At 61.6% G+C, this 18,707-nt stretch carries 16 protein-coding genes; 10 read left to right on the forward strand and 6 right to left on the reverse strand.

Translation table 11 applies throughout. From position 1 onward, the window contains the following. Position 1: 1 nt before the first annotated feature. Genes thiM through AC1M2H_RS09155 form a run of 3 tightly spaced genes read left to right on the forward strand, consistent with a single transcriptional unit; the run spans position 2 to position 2,363 of the window. Positions 2 to 778 (forward strand): hydroxyethylthiazole kinase, encoded by a 777-nt coding sequence (gene thiM, locus AC1M2H_RS09145; RefSeq protein ID WP_480151121.1) that lies wholly within the window; start codon positions 2 to 4, stop codon positions 776 to 778. Next, complete coding sequence (thiD, locus tag AC1M2H_RS09150) at positions 775 to 1,575, forward strand: bifunctional hydroxymethylpyrimidine kinase/phosphomethylpyrimidine kinase (RefSeq protein ID WP_480151122.1); 801 nt, start codon at positions 775 to 777, stop codon at positions 1,573 to 1,575. The genes thiM and thiD overlap by 4 nt, the downstream gene beginning before the upstream one ends. A 41-nt stretch (positions 1,576 to 1,616) precedes the next feature. Further along, positions 1,617 to 2,363, forward strand: a complete 747-nt coding sequence (locus AC1M2H_RS09155) for a GntR family transcriptional regulator (protein WP_480151123.1) — start codon at positions 1,617 to 1,619, stop codon at positions 2,361 to 2,363. On the opposite strand, the gene AC1M2H_RS09160 is transcribed toward AC1M2H_RS09155, so the two are convergent. From AC1M2H_RS09160 to AC1M2H_RS09170, 3 genes are read right to left on the reverse strand one after another with little or no spacing between them, the layout of a single operon-like run. After that, complete coding sequence (locus tag AC1M2H_RS09160; RefSeq protein WP_480151124.1) at positions 2,337 to 3,302, reverse strand: PfkB family carbohydrate kinase; 966 nt, start codon at positions 3,300 to 3,302, stop codon at positions 2,337 to 2,339. The genes AC1M2H_RS09155 and AC1M2H_RS09160 overlap by 27 nt on opposite strands. Then, positions 3,299 to 4,303 (reverse strand): ADP-ribosylglycohydrolase family protein, encoded by a 1,005-nt coding sequence (locus AC1M2H_RS09165; protein WP_480151125.1) that lies wholly within the window; start codon positions 4,301 to 4,303, stop codon positions 3,299 to 3,301. The genes AC1M2H_RS09160 and AC1M2H_RS09165 overlap by 4 nt, the downstream gene beginning before the upstream one ends. After that, positions 4,300 to 5,577, reverse strand: a complete 1,278-nt coding sequence (locus AC1M2H_RS09170; RefSeq protein WP_480151126.1) for a nucleoside permease — start codon at positions 5,575 to 5,577, stop codon at positions 4,300 to 4,302. The genes AC1M2H_RS09165 and AC1M2H_RS09170 overlap by 4 nt, the downstream gene beginning before the upstream one ends. Before the next feature lie 251 nt (positions 5,578 to 5,828). Between AC1M2H_RS09170 and fbaB the strand changes: the two genes are divergently transcribed. Beyond that, entirely contained in the window at positions 5,829 to 6,881 is a 1,053-nt protein-coding gene (gene fbaB, locus AC1M2H_RS09175; RefSeq protein WP_480151127.1) for a class I fructose-bisphosphate aldolase, read from the forward strand. A 460-nt stretch (positions 6,882 to 7,341) separates the two neighbouring features. Here the strand turns inward: fbaB and AC1M2H_RS09180 are convergent, their stop codons facing one another. Next, positions 7,342 to 8,949: an FGGY-family carbohydrate kinase gene (locus AC1M2H_RS09180; protein ID WP_480151128.1), complete on the reverse strand. Its 1,608-nt coding sequence runs from the start codon at positions 8,947 to 8,949 to the stop codon at positions 7,342 to 7,344. 32 nt (positions 8,950 to 8,981) lie between these two features. Beyond that, entirely contained in the window at positions 8,982 to 9,731 is a 750-nt protein-coding gene (locus AC1M2H_RS09185; protein WP_480151129.1) for an SDR family oxidoreductase, read from the reverse strand. Between the two features lie 267 nt (positions 9,732 to 9,998). Between AC1M2H_RS09185 and AC1M2H_RS09190 the strand changes: the two genes are divergently transcribed. Next, positions 9,999 to 11,009 carry a LacI family DNA-binding transcriptional regulator gene (locus AC1M2H_RS09190; RefSeq protein ID WP_480151130.1) on the forward strand — a complete coding sequence of 337 codons (1,011 nt, stop codon included), beginning with the start codon at positions 9,999 to 10,001 and terminating at the stop codon, positions 11,007 to 11,009. Positions 11,010 to 11,022: 13 nt separating this feature from the next. Here AC1M2H_RS09190 and AC1M2H_RS09195 read toward each other — a convergent pair whose 3' ends face one another. Then, entirely contained in the window at positions 11,023 to 11,964 is a 942-nt protein-coding gene (locus tag AC1M2H_RS09195) for a sugar-binding transcriptional regulator (protein WP_480151131.1), read from the reverse strand. 227 nt (positions 11,965 to 12,191) lie between these two features. Between AC1M2H_RS09195 and dalD the strand changes: the two genes are divergently transcribed. The 5 genes from dalD to AC1M2H_RS09220 all read left to right on the forward strand — a co-directional run bounded on the left by dalD (position 12,192) and on the right by AC1M2H_RS09220 (position 18,628). After that, positions 12,192 to 13,559: a D-arabinitol 4-dehydrogenase gene (dalD, locus tag AC1M2H_RS09200; protein ID WP_480151132.1), complete on the forward strand. Its 1,368-nt coding sequence runs from the start codon at positions 12,192 to 12,194 to the stop codon at positions 13,557 to 13,559. A 9-nt stretch (positions 13,560 to 13,568) separates the two neighbouring features. Next, positions 13,569 to 15,032: a xylulokinase gene (gene xylB / locus AC1M2H_RS09205; RefSeq protein WP_480151133.1), complete on the forward strand. Its 1,464-nt coding sequence runs from the start codon at positions 13,569 to 13,571 to the stop codon at positions 15,030 to 15,032. A gap of 133 nt (positions 15,033 to 15,165) precedes the next feature. Beyond that, positions 15,166 to 16,443, forward strand: coding sequence for an RbtT/DalT/CsbX family MFS transporter (locus AC1M2H_RS09210; protein ID WP_480151134.1), 1,278 nt, complete (start codon positions 15,166 to 15,168; stop codon positions 16,441 to 16,443). A gap of 51 nt (positions 16,444 to 16,494) precedes the next feature. Continuing rightward, a complete protein-coding gene (locus AC1M2H_RS09215) occupies positions 16,495 to 17,157 on the forward strand; it encodes an HAD family hydrolase (RefSeq protein ID WP_480151883.1) in 663 nt (220 codons plus the stop codon). Positions 17,158 to 17,473: 316 nt separating this feature from the next. Further along, a complete protein-coding gene (locus AC1M2H_RS09220; RefSeq protein WP_480151135.1) occupies positions 17,474 to 18,628 on the forward strand; it encodes a mandelate racemase family protein in 1,155 nt (384 codons plus the stop codon). Positions 18,629 to 18,707: the final 79 nt, after the last annotated feature.

Raw genomic sequence — 18,707 nt, forward strand, 5'->3', positions numbered from 1 at the left:
GATGCAAGCTGAGCCACTGAACCCCGCGCATATCGCGCATCTGCGACACCTTTTTCGCCGCCACTCCCCCCTAATTCACTGCATGACCAACGACGTGGTGCAGACGTTCACCGCCAACGTCCTGTTAGCGATCGGCGCTTCCCCCGCGATGGTGATTGACCCGCAGGAGGCCAGCCAGTTTGCCGCCATCGCCGATGCGCTGCTGATTAACGTCGGTACCTTAACCGTCGACCGCGCCGACGCCATGCGTGCGGCTGTCCGTAGCGCGCAGCAGGCCGGCAAGCCGTGGGCGCTGGACCCGGTTGCGGTCGGGGCGCTCACGCTGCGCAGCGAATTCTGTCGCGATCTGCTAACCCTGCAGCCGGCCGCCGTTCGCGGCAATGCCTCGGAAATTATGGCCCTCGCGGGGATGAGCGGCGGTGGGCGCGGGGTCGATACCACCGATACCGCGGCGGCGGCGCTGCCGGCCGCCCGGGCGCTGGCGCGTCAGCTGAATACGGTGGTAGCGGTGACCGGTGAGGTGGATTACGTCACCGACGGGCAGCGCACGCGCGCCGTCAGCGGCGGGGATCCCCTGATGACCCGCGTTGTTGGCACCGGCTGCGCCCTCTCTGCGGTAGTTGCCGCCAGTACGGCGTTGCCCGGCGACCGGCTGGAAAACGTCGCGGCGGCCTGCGGCCTGATGAAGCTGGCGGGCGGGCTGGCGGCTCGTCAGGGCGGCCCGGGTAGCTTTACCCCGGCGTTCCTTGATGCGCTGTATCAGGAGGAGCAGCAATGAAACGAATCAATGCCTTAACGATTGCCGGCACCGACCCCAGCGGCGGCGCGGGAATTCAGGCCGATCTGAAAACCTTCTCCGCCCTCGGCGCCTACGGCTGCTCGGTGATCACCGCGCTGGTGGCGCAGAATACCCGCGGCGTGCAGTCGGTGTACCGCATCGAGCCTGATTTTGTTGCCGCCCAGCTGGACTCGGTGTTCAGCGACGTGCGCATCGATACCACCAAGATTGGCATGCTGGCGGAGACGGACATCGTCGAGGCGGTGGCGGAGCGGCTGGCGCGCTACCGGATCGCCAACGTGGTGCTGGACACGGTGATGCTGGCGAAAAGCGGCGATCCGCTGCTGTCAGCATCGGCGGTGGCAACGCTGCGCACCCGGCTGCTGCCGCAGGTTTCGCTGATTACGCCCAACCTGCCGGAGGCCGCGGCGCTGCTGGACGCGCCTCACGCGCGCAATGAAAAAGAGATGCTCGAGCAGGGCCGGGCGCTGCTGGCGCTGGGCTGCGGCGCGGTACTGATGAAGGGCGGCCATCTCGACGATGCCGAAAGCCCGGACTGGCTCTTTAGCGCCGAAGGCGAGCAGCGCTTCACCGCCCCGCGGATCCTCACCAAAAATACCCACGGCACCGGCTGTACGCTCTCCGCCGCGCTGGCCGCGCTGCGCCCGCACTACGACAATTGGGGACAAACCGTTGCCGAGGCCAAAGGCTGGCTCTCGGCGGCGCTGGCGCAGGCGGATTCGCTGGAGGTGGGGCAGGGGATTGGCCCGGTGCACCATTTCCACGCCTGGTGGTAAGCCTGATATACTGACGCCAGATTTCAGTCAGGAAAAGACAAATGGAACAGGCGCATACCCGGTTGATTCACCAGCTCGTTGAACGCATGGCCGCGACGGATAACGCGCCGCTGTACATCAGGTTTGCCGACACTATCAAAGAGGCCGTGCGCAGCGGCTGGCTGGAGAACGGCAATATCCTGCCCGGCGAGCGCGATCTGAGCCAGCTTACCGGCGTGTCGCGCATCACCGTGCGCAAGGCGCTGCGGACGCTGGAAGATGAGGGCGTGGTTACCCGCGCCCAGGGCTACGGCACCCGGGTTAACAATATTTTCGAATATTCCCTGAAGGAGGCGCGCGGCTTTACCCAGCAGGTTGTGCTGCGGGGGAAAAAGCCCGACACCCTGTGGGTCAACAAGCGGATCGTCAAATGCCCGGAGGAGGTCGCGCAGCAGCTGGCGATTGCCGCCGGCAGCGACGTGTTTATGCTCAAGCGCATCCGCTACGTGGATGAGGCGGCGGTATCGCTCGAGGAGTCGTGGGTTCCCGCGCACCTGATCCACGATGTCGATGCGATCAGCGTCTCGCTGTACGACTACTTCCGCAGCCGGCAGATCCTGCCCCAGCGCACCCGCTCCCGGGTTAGCGCCCGGATGCCGGACGCCGAGTTTCAGTCGCATATTCAGATGGATAGCGCGATTCCGGTGCTGGTGATTAAGCAGGTTGCCCTCGATCAGCACCAGCACCCTATCGAATACAGCATTAGCTACTGCCGCAGCGATCTATACGTCTTTGTGTGCGAGGAGTAGGGCTTCGCGATCCGGGGCGCAGTCGCCGCCCCGATGGCTGACCACCCATGCCGCCACCGCATTCCCCAGCGTCACCGCCTCCTCCAGGCTCCAGCCGGCGGCGAGTCCGGCGAGGGTGCCGCCGGCGTGGCTGTCCCCGGCGCCGATGGTATCGACCACCGTTGCCGGGAAGGCCGCAACCTCTCCGCAGGCGTGCGGACTGAAATACCACGCGCCTTCTTTATCCAGGCGAACGATCAGCGGGGCACCGTACTTGTTCAGCCACGCGGCGCCGAACTCGCTCACCTCGGGGGAGAAGCTGTTAGTCTCGGCGGCAATCAGCGCCTCCTGGCGGTTAACGGAACCCAGCGGCTTCAGCGCCATCAGACGCGCCATTAGCGCTTCGGGGACATCGGCAATGCGCGGACCAAAGTCGATAAACGGCGTGACGTCACGCTGCTTCTCCAGCCACGCCACCAGCCGCTCGCCGCTGGCGGAGGCCAGCTGGTAGCCGGAAAGATACGCCAGGCCGTTGGGCCCGGCATCGAGCTCGCTGAGCCAGGCGTCGCACCACTGGGTTTCGACGCCGCTGAAGGACATAAACGTGCGCTCTCCGTCCGGCTCCACCAGCGCCAGGCACCAGCCGTTGTCGCCGCCGGCGCGGGTGATAACGCTGGTTATCCCCTCCTGCGCCAGGCGATTGCGGATGATTTCCGCCCACACCCCTTCGCCGATCGGCAGCGCGTTTTGCGCCGCGATTCCGAGCCTTTTGAGCGCCACCGCAATATTCAGGGCGCAGCCGCCAACGTTGACGCTTTGCTGCTGCAGTTCGATATCGCAGCCGCGCCACGGCAGGGCGTAAGCGTCGGCGATTACGTCGATCACCGCGGCTCCGATAACCGTCACCGGCCGGATGGCGGCGAGGGTCGCGAGCTTATCGCTCAGCTGGCGGCTATTCATTGCGCCTCCCGCTGCCGGCGGTAGCGGCCGAGGGCGTCGGCGTAGCGCGTGAAGTCCAGCTTATTGACCTCGTCCAGACGCGCTTTGAGCCGGCCATCGATGGCGGCTATGCCGTTAAGCGCCCCGCAGATGGCGGTGGCCATCGCGCCGATGGTGTCGGTATCGCCGCCAAGGTTGGCGCAAAGTACCGCGCAGCGGTTAGGGTCGGTGCCGGCCAGCTCCACCATCGCCACGGCGCAGGGCACGGATTCGATGGTGCTGGTTCCGGCTCCGACCAGCTGATAAAGCTGCTCGCAGGCGGACTCGACTCCGCCCGCATCGCGGACGGTGCGCAGCGCCAGCTCAATGCGCAGGGCCAGCGAGGCGCTAAAGGTTGTGACGCGCTGCTGCTGGGCATGACGGGCGATGGCCGGAAGCGCATCGGCGATGGCGGACCAGCCTGCGCCGTCAACGGCGCGCGAGATGGCCCAGGCGATGACCGTCGCGCCGGCGATGGCTAAATCCGATTTATGCGTCGGGCTGGAGGCGGCGGCAACCTCGGCAATAAAGGCGTCGAGGTCGCCGGTCGGCAGCAGGCACCCCAGCGGCGAGGCGCGCATGGCCGCGCCGTTGGTCACCCCGTTATTCTCCAGCTCGCTCACCGGCGTGCCGCTGCGAATGGCCTTGAGGGCGATTTTTGACGTCGGCCCGAGGACGTTTTTATTAAAGGCGTCAAACTCCTCCGCCCAGCGGAGGATGTGGCGGCCGATGGCATCGGGAACAATCCGCCCGTCGCATTCGATGATGGCATCGGCGAGGCACAGGGCCATTGAGGTGTCGTCGGTGAACTCGGCCTCGGCAAAGTAACAGGCGGCATTGTTCTCCGCCGGTCCGGGCAGGAAACGGTCGATCCAGCCAAAATGGGCCTTCACCCGCGATCTTGGCCACAGCTCCGACGGCATGCCCATCGCATCCCCTAACGCCTGCCCGTAAAGGGCACCGAGAATACGTTCTGCTTTCATTTGACTTCCTCTTGTGTAAGCGCAGCATCCTGCGCGTCGATCTCAATGGTGGTAATGTCCTTATCCGATTCGCGGAAGAACACCATAAACAGGACGGCGATAACGGCAATCATGATGGCGCCGAACGTCCACATTCCTGCCCAGTTAAAGGTATGACCGTTAACCGGCGTTGGGTAGGCAAACAGTTTCTCCATCATTACGCCGCCGAGGCGGTAGCCCAGCAGGCTGCCGAACCCCTGACAGCAGAGGGTGATGAGCCCCTGCGCGGCGTTGCGCATCGCCACCGGCGCCTTTTTGTCGACGTAGATATAGGCGGTGACGTAATAGAAGTCGTAGCTGACGCCGTGCAGCAGAATACCGAGGAACATCAGCGTGTAGGTGAAATAGTTATCTGCCGCGCCGTAGACGAAAAATCCGTAGCGAATGGCGGCGGTAATAAGACCAAGTAACAGAACCTTTTTAATACCAAAGCGCTTAGTGAAGAACGGCAGCGCCAGCATAAAGAAGATTTCCGAGAACTGGCCGAGGGTCATCCAGCCGGTGGCGTTTTTCATCCCCGATTCGCTGAGATAGCCGTTGGCGAAGATGTAGTAAAAGGCCAGCGGCATGGCGAAGAGGAACGAGCAGAAGAAAAAGACGAGGAAGTTTTTATCGCGCAGCATAATCAGCGCGTCCAGCCCCAGCATCACCTTCAGGCTCAGCTTGCCGGTGCTCTTCGGCGGCGTATCCGGCAGGCACAGCGCAAAAATCCCCAGTACCAGCGAGCTGCCGGCGGCGATCAGCAGCGGCACGTTGGTGGGCGAGATATCGCCGAAGCCGAGCATTCCCGGTAAGAAACCGCACGCCAGCCCGGAGCCGATCCAGCCGATGGTTCCCATCACCCGGATGCGCGGGGAATCGCGTTCGACGTCGGCGACGTTGGAAAAGGCGATGCTGTTGGTTAAGGCGATGGTCGGCATGTAGGTCAGAGAGTAGGCCAGCAGCAGCGGGAAGAAGCCGCTGAAGGTGGTCTGCTGCGCGGCGAAGTACATCAGTATCGCTCCGGCAACCATCAGAATCGCCAGCACTTTTTGCGCCGAGAAGAAGCGGTCCGTCAGCGAGCCGACCAGCACTGGGGAGAGAATGGCGGCGATGGCGGTACAGGCATAGGACCAGCCAATTTCGCCGGCGCTGAAGCCGCTTTTGCTCAGCCACAGCCACAGAGGAACAAACCACGCTCCCCAGATAAACCACTCAACGAACATCATGAACGACAGCTTTGCTGTAGTTTTCATTTGTAAATCCTTCATGACAGGTAAGGTACGCATTTAGAGTACCATTTGATAATACCTTTGAAATACCATTGGGCTGATTGTTTGAGCAAGATAACACTTTTTCGTATCTGAATCGTGCCAGCAGAAGTTGCTGAAAAAATGCGATCCCGGCTGGAAAATATGCTAAGTCGGTACCAGGCTTAACCTGCCCAAAAAAAGTTGGGTCAGGAACATTGACGCCGGCCGCGGCCGGCCTTACGGGAGTTATTGCTATGACTGATATTACGCAATTGCTTGGCAAAGATGCCGACAGCCTGTTACAGCACCGTTGTATAACTATTCCAGCCGATCAGCTCTATTTACCGGGATCGGATTACGTCGACCGGGTGATGGTTGATAACAATCGTCCGCCGGCGGTGCTGCGTAATATGCAGACCCTGTATAACACGGGGCGCCTGGCCGGCACCGGATATCTGTCGATTCTGCCGGTTGACCAGGGCGTGGAGCACTCGGCGGGCGCCTCTTTTGCCGCCAACCCGCTGTACTTCGATCCGAAAAATATCGTCGAGCTGGCGATTGAGGCCGGCTGTAACTGCGTGGCGTCGACCTACGGCGTGCTGGCCTCGGTATCGCGCCGCTACGCGCACCGCATTCCGTTCCTCGTCAAGCTGAACCACAATGAAACCCTGAGCTACCCTAACACCTTCGACCAGACCCTGTACGCCAGCGTTGAGCAGGCCTTTAATATGGGCGCGGTGGCGGTGGGGGCGACTATCTATTTCGGTTCCGAAGAGTCGCGTCGGCAGATCGAAGAGATCTCCGCGGCGTTCGAGCGCGCGCACGAGCTGGGGCTGGTAACCGTGCTGTGGGCCTATCTGCGCAATTCGGCCTTCAAGAAAGATGGCGTCGATTACCACGTCTCCGCCGACCTGACCGGACAGGCGAACCACCTGGCGGCGACCATTGGCGCGGATATCGTGAAGCAGAAAATGGCGGAGAATAACGGCGGCTATAAGGCGGTTAACTTCGGCTATACCGACGATCGCGTCTACAGCAAGCTGACCAGCGAGAACCCGATCGACCTCGTTCGCTACCAGCTGGCGAACTGCTATATGGGGCGAGCGGGGCTGATCAACTCCGGCGGCGCGGCGGGAGGCGAGACCGACCTGAGCGATGCCGTGCGTACGGCGGTAATCAACAAGCGCGCCGGCGGCATGGGGCTGATCCTTGGCCGTAAAGCCTTCAAAAAATCGATGGCCGACGGCGTGAAGCTGATCAACGCCGTGCAGGACGTCTATCTCGACGGCAAGGTAACGATAGCGTAGCCAGCTATCGTACGCCTTTATGTCTCTGAACGTCGTTTATCGAATGTTCGGAAGCTGGCTGAAACTGCTGGTGTTGTCGGCCTCAAAATCGCTGAGACGCTGCCGGCAGGCCGGGGCAGCCCGCATGGATGCGGGCTGAGGGCCGTGATTTACAGGGACGTTACCTCGGCCCGACCCGACAGCCTGTCGGCATCGGTCGAAGGGACCGCGTAGCGGCGATTTTGGCTGGCCGGAGCCCGGGGGGATAGGGGGCGGCGGCGATGGGCCGCCCCCTGTGCGCTCCCTGCGCTTTGGGAAACATAGGGCAGGGAAACTTCCGGGGAGCGCAACATCCTGCGGAGCAAGAAAATATCCTCCGCCACCGCAAAGATGGCGGATAAAACCTCTGGTGTAGCCGGCTCCAAAATCGCCAGGGAGCGCAACATCCTGCGGAGCAAGAAAATGTCCTCCGCCGTTGCCGCTACTCCCTTATCAGCCTGGCCGCCTGCTGCAAAGCCAGATAAGCCTCATAGCGCCGCTGATGAACCGCCTGATGCTGCGTCGCGCTGAAATAGGTCTTATCCACCCGGGTAAACCGCTTCATCGCCTCCGGCAGCGACGCGCAAACCCCGCCGGCAACGGCGCCAAGAATCGCTGAACCCAGCAGCACCGGCTCGCTGCACTCGGTGCTCATCACCGGAATGCCGCAGGTATCGGCCAGCAGCTGGCGAACCAGCGGATGCTGCCCCGCGCCGCCGCTAATCACGATATTCTCGCTGCGCACGCCGCAGGCCGCCTGGGCATCAAGAATCTGCCGCAGGCCGTAGCCAATACCGCACAGCCCGGCCACGTACAGCGCCAGCAGATTCTCGACATCCTCCTCCATTCCCAGACCGGCAACGATCGCCCTGGCGCCGGGGTCCGCCAGCGGCGCGCGGTTGCCTAAAAATTCAGGCACCACGTGCAGACCGGCGGCGAGGCGTACCGCCTCGGAGGGGCTCTCCAGGCGAGCCAGCACCCGGTCCGCGAGATAGACCGGCAGCGGCAGACCGGCCTCCTGCGCCAGCTGACGGGCCTCGTGCGCCGCCGGATGGAAACTCAGCAGCCGGTCGATAGCGGCGCCAGCCGCGCTCTGGCCGCCTTCATTAAGCCACAGGCCCGGCACCATCGCCGAGTAGTAGGGGCCCCAGACGCCGGGCACGAAGATGGCCTCTGGCGAGGTGGTCATGGTGCAGGAGGAGGTGCCGAAGACGTAGGCCATATTGCTGAGCGCGCCGTCGAGCACTCCGACGGTGCCGATGCCGCCGGCGTGAGCGTCAATCATGCCGGTCGCCACCGGCGTGCCGACCGGTAGGCCCATCTGCTGCGCGGCGACGGCGGTAAGGCCGCTGCCGCAGGGCGTCCCCGGGTCGACAATGCGCTGGCCGATGCGCGCAAACCCCTCGTCCGCCAGCTCGCCGAGGCCAATCTGGCGGAAGTAGTCGGCATCCCAGCGCCGCTCGTGAGCCAGATAGGTCCATTTACAGGTAACGGTGCAGACCGAGCGGGCCTCGTCGCCGGTGGCGCGCCAGGTCAGGTAGTCGGCGAGGTCAAAAAAGTGTCGCGCCTGCTGATAAACCTGCGGGCGGTTCTCCTTAAGCCACAATATTTTTGGCGTTTCCATCTCCGGCGAGATTATGCCGCCGACGTACTGCAGCACCGGGTGACCGGTGGCGTTAATTTTTTCCGCCTGGCCGGTGGCGCGGTGATCCATCCAGACGATAATGTCGCGGTTGGGGTCCTCTGAAGGACCCACCGCCAGCGGCGCGTCGTTTTCGCCGACCACCACCAGCGAACAGGTGGCGTCGAAGCCGATGCCCGCCACCGAGTCCGGCGCGGCGCCGGAGCGGGCGATCGCGGTTTTAATACAATCGCACACCGCCTGCCAAATCTCGCTGCTGGATTGTTCAACTATGCTTCCCGGGCTGCGAAAGAGGGTAATCTCCCGCGTCGCGTGGGCGAGCAGTTCACCATTGAGGTTGAAAACGCCCGCCCGCACGCTGCCCGAGCCGACGTCGACGCCAATAATGGTTGGTGTATCGCAGTTCATAGAGCCATCCTTTAGCCAGCCTGATTAAAGAGTTAGAGATCCACGCTGTTAGGCAGGATAACGAGGTCGCGCACGGTGACGTTTTTCGAGCGGGTCACCATAAACAGCACGGATTCAGCCACTTCAATCGGTTGCATCAGGCTGCCGTTGGCCAGCGCTTCTTCCATTTTTTCTTTCGGCCAGTCGTCAAGCAGGGCGGTTACCACCGGGCCGGGCAGAACCGCGCCGACGCGCACGCCGTGCTGCGATACCTGGCGGCGGGTGGTGTGCACGAAGGCCTGCACCGCAAACTTCGAGGCGGTGTAGATAGGTTCCCAGATAACCGGCACCACCCCGGCGATGGAGCTGGTAAAGATGATATCGCCGCACTTCTGCGCGATCAGGTGCGGCAGTACGCTGCGCACGCAGCGGAAGGCGGCGTTGGTGTTGAGATGGAGCACGCGATCCCAGACGTCCGGATCGCCTTCGGCCACCGGCCCGCCGATATAGGCGCCGGCGTTGGCGTGGAAGATATCCAGCCCGCCCGCCAGCTTGAGAATACCGGCCAGAATATTATCGACCTGCTCGCCCTGCATCAGATCCACCTGCAGAGCAAAGGCGTTTTCGCCCAGTTCGGCCACAATCTTATTTAGCTTTTCGCCTTCGCGGTCAATCAGCACCACCTTCGCGCCCGCCGCGAGCAGGGTTTTGGCGCATTCAAGGCCGATACCGGAAGCCGCGCCGGTCACCGCGGCGACTTTACCATTGAGAGAAGTATTCATAGAGGATACAGAGTGGTTCATTTTATAATCCTTCACCGAGTCTATTTTGGTAAATCGATCTGGCCCGTAACAAGCCGGGACCAGCGTTGGAGTCGGACACTAAATCTTGCTAAGATTTTGAATAGCAGCATCATTTATTTATATACGCTGGATACTGAGCGGCGTGCAACCTGGCGCGCCGGGGAGCATAGTGGTTGCTCAATCGATGAAGCTAATGTGCGCCAGCTTCATCGGTTGAGCAAGTGGGGAAATTAACAGCGAAATGAATTTGTGACGCAAGTTGGGAAAATGAAAAAAATCACTATCTACGATCTGGCGGAATTATCCGGCGTTTCGGCCAGCGCGGTGAGCGCGATCCTCAACGGTAACTGGAAAAAACGCCGCATCAGCGCGAAGCTGGCGGAGAAGGTCACCCGGATTGCCGAAGAGCAGGGCTACGCCATCAACCGCCAGGCCAGCATGCTGCGCAGTAAAAAATCCCACGTGATCGGCATGATCGTCCCTAAATATGATAACCGCTACTTCGGCTCGGTGGCGGAAAGTTTCGAAGAGATGGCGCGCGAGCGCGGCCTGCTGCCGATTATTACCTGTACCCGCCGGCGCCCGGAGCTGGAGATTGAGGCGGTGAAGGCGATGCTTTCCTGGCAGGTAGACTGGGTGGTGGCGACCGGGGCGACCAACCCGGACAAAATTACCGAGCTGTGCCAGCAGGCTGGGGTGCCCGCCGTCAATCTTGACCTGCCGGGCACCATTGCGCCGTCGGTGATCTCCGACAACTACGCCGGGGCGCGGGCGCTGACCGATAAAATCCTCGACAATAGCCTGCGGCGGCACGGCAGCCTGGCGCCGCTGACCTTCGTCGGCGGACGCAGCAGCGACCACAACACCCTTGAGCGCCTGCGCGGCTTTCACGACGCGCATCGGGCGCGCGGCCTGAGCGTGCCGGCGGAAAATATTCTCGCCCCCGGCTACTCGAAAGGCAAAGTTGAGGCCAGCATGCAGGCCCGCTTCGGCGCGCCGGATGAGCATCTGCAGGGCTTCTTCGTCAACTCGACCATCTCGCTTGAAGGGGTCGTTCGCTGGCTGGCCCAGCGCGGCCTGACCGGCACCGGGCAGCCGCCGATGGGCTGCTTTGACTGGGACCCTTTCGTCTACCTGCTGGGGCACGATATTGACATGGTTCAGCAGAACGTGCCGGCGATGCTGGAGGCGGTGTTCGGCATTATCGATTCCGGCGACGCCGCTAAACAGCTGATCGAAATCCCGCCGCTGCTGATCGGCAGCCGCGAACCTATCTGAACCGGCGCGGGCGTTAGCGAGTCAGCAGCCAGCGGGCGGTGTGCTCATCGGTCACCAGGCCGTTGATCCAGCCGCCTTTCAGCGCGGCGAGAATCGCCGGACGCTTATATTCGCCGCAGGCCACCGCGATGCGCGGACAGCGGTTGTGACGAATATCGTAGCTGGTGATCATCTGGTTGATATTGCTCTCCACCACGCCGCCTTCGGCATCGATAAAGCGGCCGAGGATCTCGCCGATCCCGCCCTGCGCCGTCAGCTCGTCAAGCTGCGCCCGATCGATAAATCCGTCCTTGAAGATCGGGCTGTGGGTGCCCAGCGGGCCGATGCCGACGAAAATCACGTCCGCCTGCTGCGCTACGCCCGACACGTTCTGGAACAGCCGGCTGGTGCACCACATCCGGTGTTCGTCCGCCGTTTGCGCGTAGCGCGGCGCCGGCCACTGGTAATATTTGGCCTGAATTTTCCGCGCCAGCAGCAGGGGAACGTCGTCGTAATAGTTGCACTGTCCGTCGGCGTCCATCGCGCTGATCAGCGCCACGCAGCGCGTGTTCAGGCTGTCGAAATCGATGCGCTGCATGGTTTTTTTCAGCGTCAGCCCGGAGCCAATGCCGATAATTTTGACCTTATCGTCCTGCAGATAGCGGGCCATCAGCTGGTAACAGCCGAACGACACGCTATCGAGGGTGCTCTCCTCGCTGTAGGCCGGGACGATATTGCAGTCGATAAGCCGATATTTTTCCTGCAGCAGCTGGGCGTAGTCGAGGCAGTTGGCTACCGGATGATGTAGCCCAATCGAGACGATGCCTTCCTCCTTCGCCGCGGCAATCAGCCGCTGGACCACCGGCCTTGAGGTGCCGAGCTGGCTGGCGATCTCGCTCTGATTCTGGCCGGCAATGTAGTACATCCACGCGGCGCGGACCTTCTGGTCCAGCCTGATGTCATCTTCTTTACTCACGGTTCCCTGCCTTAAGTTGGCGGCCGCGGCGATAAGCACGTCTTTTCGCGGGCCCGATAATTTTGACTGTTAGCAGCATTTTGGCCGCGGCTCAGAAAACAGGCAAGCTTTTGCTCTCTTTTGGTTATTTGTAATTTATTTGGGTAATTGCTCTTTTGTGATCTATGGCTCTTATTTAGGTCAAATGATCATCTACAGTGAGCCACATCACTTAAGGAGATCGGAATATGAATCAGCAATACACATGGCTTCACATCGGTTTGGGTTCTTTTCACCGTGCGCATCAGGCGTGGTATCTGCATCGCCTGATCTCCGGCGGCGACAAGCGTTGGCATATCGCGGCGGGCAATATTCGCGCTGACGCCGAGCAGGTGGTGCAGGCGCTGACCGCGCAGGGCGGGCGCTACGTGCTGGAGACCGTCAGCCCGGAAGGTGAACGCGAGTATGAAGAAATCACCTCTATTCAGAAGCTGCTGCCGTGGCAGAAGGGGCTGCAGCCGCTGATTGATGAAGGGGCCAACCCGCAGACTAAGGTCATTGCCTTCACCGTCACCGAAGGGGGCTACTACCTCAATACCAGCCACCGTCTGGAGACCAGCAACCCCGATCTGGTTGCCGATCTGCAGGGCGACTGCCAGACCATTTACGGCACCATCGCGCGTATTCTGGAAAAACGCATGGCGGATAACGCCGGGCCGCTGACCCTGCTGAACTGCGATAACGTCCGCCATAACGGCGAGCGCTTCCACGACGGGCTGGTGGAGTTCCTGCAGCTCACCGGCAGGCAGGCGCTGGTCGAGTGGCTGGCGGCGAACGCCAACTGTCCGAACACCATGGTTGACCGCATCACGCCGCGCCCGGCGGCGGATCTGCCGGCGCGCATTAAAGCGCAAACCGGCATTGACGATAAGGCGCCGGTCATGGGCGAAACCTTTATTCAGTGGGTGGTGGAGGATAACTTCCGCGCCGAACGGCCGAATCTCGAAGCCGTTGGCGTTGAGATGGTGGAGTCGGTTATCCCTTACGAAGAGGCGAAAATTCGCGTTCTCAACGCCTCGCACAGCTGTATCGCCTGGGCGGGTACCCTCATCGGCCAGCGCTATATCCACGAAAGCACGCTGACCGAGTTCATTTACGCCATCGCCGATCGCTACGTCACCGAAGACGTGATCCCGTGCCTCGGCGATAACGGTATCGACCTCGCGACCTATCGCGACGTGGTGCTCAAACGCTTTACCAACCCCTATATCCAGGACACCAACCAGCGGGTAGCGGCGGACGGCTTCTCTAAAATCCCGGCGATGATCGCCCCGACCCTGCAGGAGTGCTACCAGCGCGGCGCGCGCCCGGAAGCGACGGCGATGCTCCCGGCGCTGTTCTTCGTCTTTATGGAGCAGTGGCATAAGGGAACGCTGCCGTATCAGTACCAGGACGGGATCCTCGACGAGCAGGCGGTGCACGAGATGTTCGAAGCCGGCGACCCGATTGCCGTCTACGCCAAAGACCGGGCGCTGTTTGGCGCGCTGGCGGAGAACGAAGACTTCCTGGCGCTGCTGCGCGAGAAGATCGCCGCAGTTTATACGCTGATTAAGTAAGAGGTGGCTATGTACTTAGGGATCGATCTTGGCACGTCGGAAGTGAAAGCGCTGGTCATTGATGAGAACAATGACGTCGTCGCCAGCCATAGCGCGCCGCTGAGCATTCAGCGGCCCCATCCCCACTGGTCAGAGCAATCTCCGCAGGCGTGGTGGGAAGCCACGGAGTATCTGATGACCACCCTGCGGGAAAAGTGCGGCCATCACTGGTCGGCTATCAAGGCGATTGGCCTTTCGGGGCAGATGCACGGCGCGGTGCTGCTGGACGACCGCGGGGAGGTGATCCGTCCGGCCATCCTGTGGAATGACACCCGCTGCGCCGACGAGTGCCGCGAGCTGGAGGAGATGGCTCCCGAGCTGCATCAGGTTGCCGGAAACCTGGCGATGCCGGGCTTTACCGCGCCGAAGCTGCTGTGGGTGCGCCGCCATGAGCCGGCCAACTTCCAGCGTACGGCGACGGTGATGCTGCCGAAGGACTATCTGCGCTATCGGATGACTGGCCGGAAAATCTCCGATATGTCGGACGCCGCCGGCACGCTGTGGCTGGACGTGGCGAAGCGCGACTGGTCCGATGCGCTGCTGGACAAGTGCGGCCTGTCGCGCAGCCATATGCCGACGCTGGTCGAAGGCTGCGAAGTCTCCGCGACCCTCGATCCGCAGGTGGCGGAGCGCTGGGGGCTGAACGCCTCGGTGGTGGTGGCCGGCGGCGGGGGCGATAACGCGGTCAGCGCCATTGGCGTTGGGGCGGTCTCACCGGGCGATGCCTTTATTTCTCTCGGGACCTCCGGCGTGCTGTTCGTGGTGACTGACGCCTATCGTCCGGCGCCGCAGTCGGCGGTTCACGCTTTCTGCCACGTGCTGCCGAACCTGTGGCATCAGATGAGCGTGATGCTCAGCGCCGCCAGCTGCCTGCAGTGGTTCTGCCGTCTTACCAGCACTACCGAAGTCGCGCTGCTGGAGGAGATTGCCCAGCTCAGCGAGGAGGAGAAAGCCAACGCTCCGTTCTTCCTGCCGTATCTTTCCGGCGAACGCACGCCGCATAACGATCCCGATGCCCGGGGGATGTTTTGGGGGATGACGCACTCCAGCCTGCGCGCGCAGCTGGGCTACGCGGTGCTGGAAGGCGTGAGCTTTGGCATCAACGACGGGCTGCAGGTGCTGAAGGAGAGCGGCACGCGAATTGAACAGTGCTCGCTGGTCGGCGGCGGCGCCCGAAGCCCGTTCTGGGCCCAGCTGCTGGCGGATATTCTCGCGATGCCGGTGGTCACCCACAAAGGGGGCGAAACCGGCGGCGCGCTGGGGGCGGCGCGGCTGGCCTGCCTGGCGGCAGGGAAGCCGCTGGCTGCGGTGTGCGCAAAGCCGGAAGTCTGGCAAACCTGGCGGGCAACGCCGGCCCGCCATCAGGCCATGATGCAGCGCTATGCGCAGTTTAAGTCTTTATATATCAACGACCTGAATTACCGTCGGCGCTAATTATAAATAACATATCCTAACGAGTTCGGGCTGCAGGAAGCCAACGCGCCTGTAGCCTGAACGATGACGGATAGAACAACCGCTCCGGTGGCGTCACCGGAGCTGACTCCTGTACCCTGCAAACGAGGTCATTATGTCCGCAACCAATAAACAGTGGCTCGGTCTGCCCCTGAATCTGATATGGGGATACATTGCTATCGCCGTGTTTATGACCGGCGACGGTTTCGAGCTGGCTTTTCTCTCGCACTATATCAAAGAGCTGGGCTTCACCCCGGCGCAGGCCTCTTTCGCCTTTACGCTGTACGGCCTGGCCGCCGCGCTCTCGGCGTGGATTTCCGGCGTGGTGGCGGAGATCATCACCCCGCTCAAAACGATGATGATTGGCTTCGTACTGTGGTGCGTGTTCCACGTTCTGTTCCTGGTTTTTGGCCTCGGACACGCTAACTATCCGCTGATCCTGCTGTTCTACGGCATCCGCGGCTTTGCCTATCCGCTGTTCCTCTACTCGTTTATCGTGGCGATTGTTCACAACGTCAAGAGCGACAGCGCCAGCTCGGCGCTGGGCTGGTTCTGGGCGGTTTATTCAATCGGTATCGGCGTGTTCGGCAGCTACATCCCGAGCTTTACCATTCCGCATATCGGCGAGCTCGGCACCCTGTGGCTGGCGCTGGCGTTCTGCGTCGTCGGCGGCGTTATCGCGATGGTCGCGCTGCGCAATATTGAGACCCCGCGGCATATGCAAAATCTGACCACCCGCGAGAAGTTTGCCGAGCTGGGCCGGGCGGTGACGCTGCTCTACAGCAATCGCAATATCCTGCTCTCCAGCGTGGTGCGTATTATCAATACCCTGTCGCTGTTCGGTTTTGCGGTCATTATGCCGCTGATGTTTGTTGATGAGCTGGGCTTCACCACCTCGGAGTGGCTGCAGGTGTGGGCGGTGTTCTTCTTCACCACCATTTTCTCCAACGTGCTGTGGGGGATCCTCGGCGAGAAGCTGGGCTGGATCAAAGTGGTGCGCTGGTTTGGCTGCGTCGGCATGGCGCTGTCGAGCCTCGCCTTTTACTACATTCCGCAGCACTTCGGGCATAACTTCGCCATGGCGCTGATCCCGGCGGTCGCGCTGGGGATCTTCGTCGCCGCCTTCGTGCCGATGGCTGCCGTGTTCCCGGCCCTTGAGCCGAAGCATAAAGGGGCGGCCATTTCGGTGTATAACCTGTCGGCGGGGCTCTCCAACTTCCTCGCCCCGGCGATCGCGGTGGTTCTGCTGCCGTACTACAGCACCATCGGGGTGGTTATCGCCTACACCGGGCTGTACGTGCTGGCGTTCTTCCTCTGCGCGTTTATTCGCGTCGAGCAGCCGGGCTTTAGCCAGCAGCCGGCCGGTAGCGGTAAAAGCGTCGAATTTTCCTGATGAGAGTCTACGGGTCGCGAGAGCAACATCGCGGCCCGCCTGAGGTGGATGATGAGTATTAAAGCGGTAATTTTTGACATGGACGGCGTGATTATTGATTCAGAAGGCCTGTGGCGCCAGGCGCAGATGGGGGCCCTGGCATCTCTGGGCGCCACGGTCAGCGAAGAGGAGTGCGAAACGCTGACCAAAGGTAAACGTCTGGACGATATTGCCCGCGTGTGGTGCCGGCATTGCCGACTGCTGATTGCTCCGCAGCAGCTGGAGCAGCACATTCTGCAGCGTATCACCGGGCTGATTACCGCCAGGGGGGAGGCGATGGAGGGCGTCAATGACGCCCTGGCCCATTTCCGCCGCTGCGGCTATAAGATTGCCCTGGCGACCTCCTCATCCCATCAGGTTATTGCCGCCGTGCTCGATAAACTCGCCCTGCGCCCCTGGTTCGACGCAATCTCCAGCGCCGACGACGAAGCGTGGGGCAAGCCGCACCCGGCGGTCTACCTCTCGACCCTGCGCAAGCTCAGCCTTCGCGCCGAGCAGTGCCTGGTTATCGAAGATAGCGCCAGCGGCTTTCAGGCCGCCCGGGCCGCGGGCATCCCGACAATCGCGGTGACTGAAGATTGCCAGCATCCGCGGTTTCGCGGCGCCGTGGCCCGCCATCATTCGCTAACCGAGCTGCTGCTGTCGCGCGATGAACGCGTTAAGGCGGCCGGATAGTCACGAATCGGTGAGCGCAGGATCCCTGGAGGTGTAAACGGTCGGTTTATCTCTTTTCTGCGCTCATTTTTCACGCTTTTCCCCTGACGATCGCCCTCACATTTCCCCTCTCTTTTGTGAAAACAATCACGTCCTGTCGTGCCGATGCCTAAAATTCGACCGTTGTATAGCGGAATTTGTCCGAGGCAGTGCTAATGATTTGTGCTTAGATTAATAATTGAAACGCTTTTTCAATTATGTGAACTCATTCATCATGCTTATCAATTGGGCGAATTTTGGTCAGGTGGGTTCAGGTGCATCGTACTAAGGACAAAGAATGAAAATTGAATCTGTAAACGTCACCGTTTTTCACTATCCCACCCGGCGGGTTGCCGATAGCGCCGGGCACTCTCACCCGGGAGCGGAAGGGCTGGCGAAAATGGCGATGCTGACCATCACCGCCGATGACGGGACCCAGGGCTACGCCTTCGCGCCGCCGGAAGTGGTGCGCCCGTTTGTGGTTGACGCTTTCTTCCGCAAGGTTCTGGTGGGGCAGGACCCCTTTAATCGCGAGCGCATCTGGCAGGATCTTAACCACTGGCAGCGCGGCAGCGCCCACCAGCTGACCGAGCGCGCGCTGTCGTTTGTCGAGCAGGCGCTGTGGGATCTGCAGGGCCGCAGGCTCAATATGCCGGTCTATAAGCTGCTGGGCGGCTATCGCGATAAGGTGCCGGCCTACGGCAGCACCATGTGCGGGGACGATCTGCCCGGCGGCCTGTCGACGCCGGACGAGTTCGCGGCGTTTGCCGAAAAGCTGGTGGTGCGCGGCTACAGGGCCATCAAGCTGCACACCTGGATGCCGCCGATCGCCTTTGCGCCGAATCCGAAGATGGATATCAAAGCCTGCGCCGCGGTACGTGAAGCGGTTGGCCCGGACGTTGAGCTGATGATTGACGGCTACCATTGGTACAGCCGCGCCGAGGCGCTGTGGATTGGCAAGGAGCTGGAAAAGCTCGATTTCGCCTGGTTTGAAGAGCCAATGGAGGAGGATTCGATGTCGTCCTACGCCTGGTTGGCGGAAAACCTGACCATTCCGATCGTCGGCCCGGAGAGCTTCGGCGGCAAGCATCATATGCGCGCTGAATGGGTGAAGGCCGGAGCCTGCGATATTTTACGCGCCGGAGCCAACGGCGTCGGCGGGATTGCGCCCACCATGAAGGTGGCGGCGCTGGCGGAGTCTTTCGGCATGGACTGCGAGGTCCACGGCAACGGGGCGGCGAGCCTGGCGGTGGTGGGCGCGATCCGCAACTGCCGCTGGTACGAGCGCGGTCTGCTGCATCCGTTCCTCGATTACGACGCGCCGGCCGCCTATCTCAACAGCATCGTTGACCCGATGGATGAGCAGGGCTTTGTGCATTTGTCGCAGCGCCCGGGCCTCGGGGAAGACATCAACTTTGCGTATATCGAAGCCAACACCGTTAGCCACGACTGATTAATAAAAAGTCCGCATGCCGAAGGCATAGCGGATATGGCCGAACGGTTAACCATTATAAAACAGGCCCTGAGTCAGC

Source organism: Klebsiella sp. F11 (assembly GCF_056712265.1).

Bases quoted from the DNA above. Each gene is read 5' to 3' on its own strand.
- thiM (WP_480151121.1), top strand. From the start codon at position 2: ATGCAAGCTGAGCCACTGAACCCCGCGCATATCGCGCATCTGCGACAC.
- thiD (WP_480151122.1), top strand. From the start codon at position 775: ATGAAACGAATCAATGCCTTAACGATTGCCGGCACCGACCCCAGCGGC.
- AC1M2H_RS09155 (WP_480151123.1), top strand. From the start codon at position 1,617: ATGGAACAGGCGCATACCCGGTTGATTCACCAGCTCGTTGAACGCATG.
- AC1M2H_RS09160 (WP_480151124.1), bottom strand. From the start codon at position 3,302: ATGAATAGCCGCCAGCTGAGCGATAAGCTCGCGACCCTCGCCGCCATC.
- AC1M2H_RS09165 (WP_480151125.1), bottom strand. From the start codon at position 4,303: ATGAAAGCAGAACGTATTCTCGGTGCCCTTTACGGGCAGGCGTTAGGG.
- AC1M2H_RS09170 (WP_480151126.1), bottom strand. From the start codon at position 5,577: ATGAAAACTACAGCAAAGCTGTCGTTCATGATGTTCGTTGAGTGGTTT.
- fbaB (WP_480151127.1), top strand. From the start codon at position 5,829: ATGACTGATATTACGCAATTGCTTGGCAAAGATGCCGACAGCCTGTTA.
- AC1M2H_RS09180 (WP_480151128.1), bottom strand. From the start codon at position 8,949: ATGAACTGCGATACACCAACCATTATTGGCGTCGACGTCGGCTCGGGC.
- AC1M2H_RS09185 (WP_480151129.1), bottom strand. From the start codon at position 9,731: ATGAACCACTCTGTATCCTCTATGAATACTTCTCTCAATGGTAAAGTC.
- AC1M2H_RS09190 (WP_480151130.1), top strand. From the start codon at position 9,999: ATGAAAAAAATCACTATCTACGATCTGGCGGAATTATCCGGCGTTTCG.
- dalD (WP_480151132.1), top strand. From the start codon at position 12,192: ATGAATCAGCAATACACATGGCTTCACATCGGTTTGGGTTCTTTTCAC.
- xylB (WP_480151133.1), top strand. From the start codon at position 13,569: ATGTACTTAGGGATCGATCTTGGCACGTCGGAAGTGAAAGCGCTGGTC.
- AC1M2H_RS09210 (WP_480151134.1), top strand. From the start codon at position 15,166: ATGTCCGCAACCAATAAACAGTGGCTCGGTCTGCCCCTGAATCTGATA.
- AC1M2H_RS09215 (WP_480151883.1), top strand. From the start codon at position 16,495: ATGAGTATTAAAGCGGTAATTTTTGACATGGACGGCGTGATTATTGAT.
- AC1M2H_RS09220 (WP_480151135.1), top strand. From the start codon at position 17,474: ATGAAAATTGAATCTGTAAACGTCACCGTTTTTCACTATCCCACCCGG.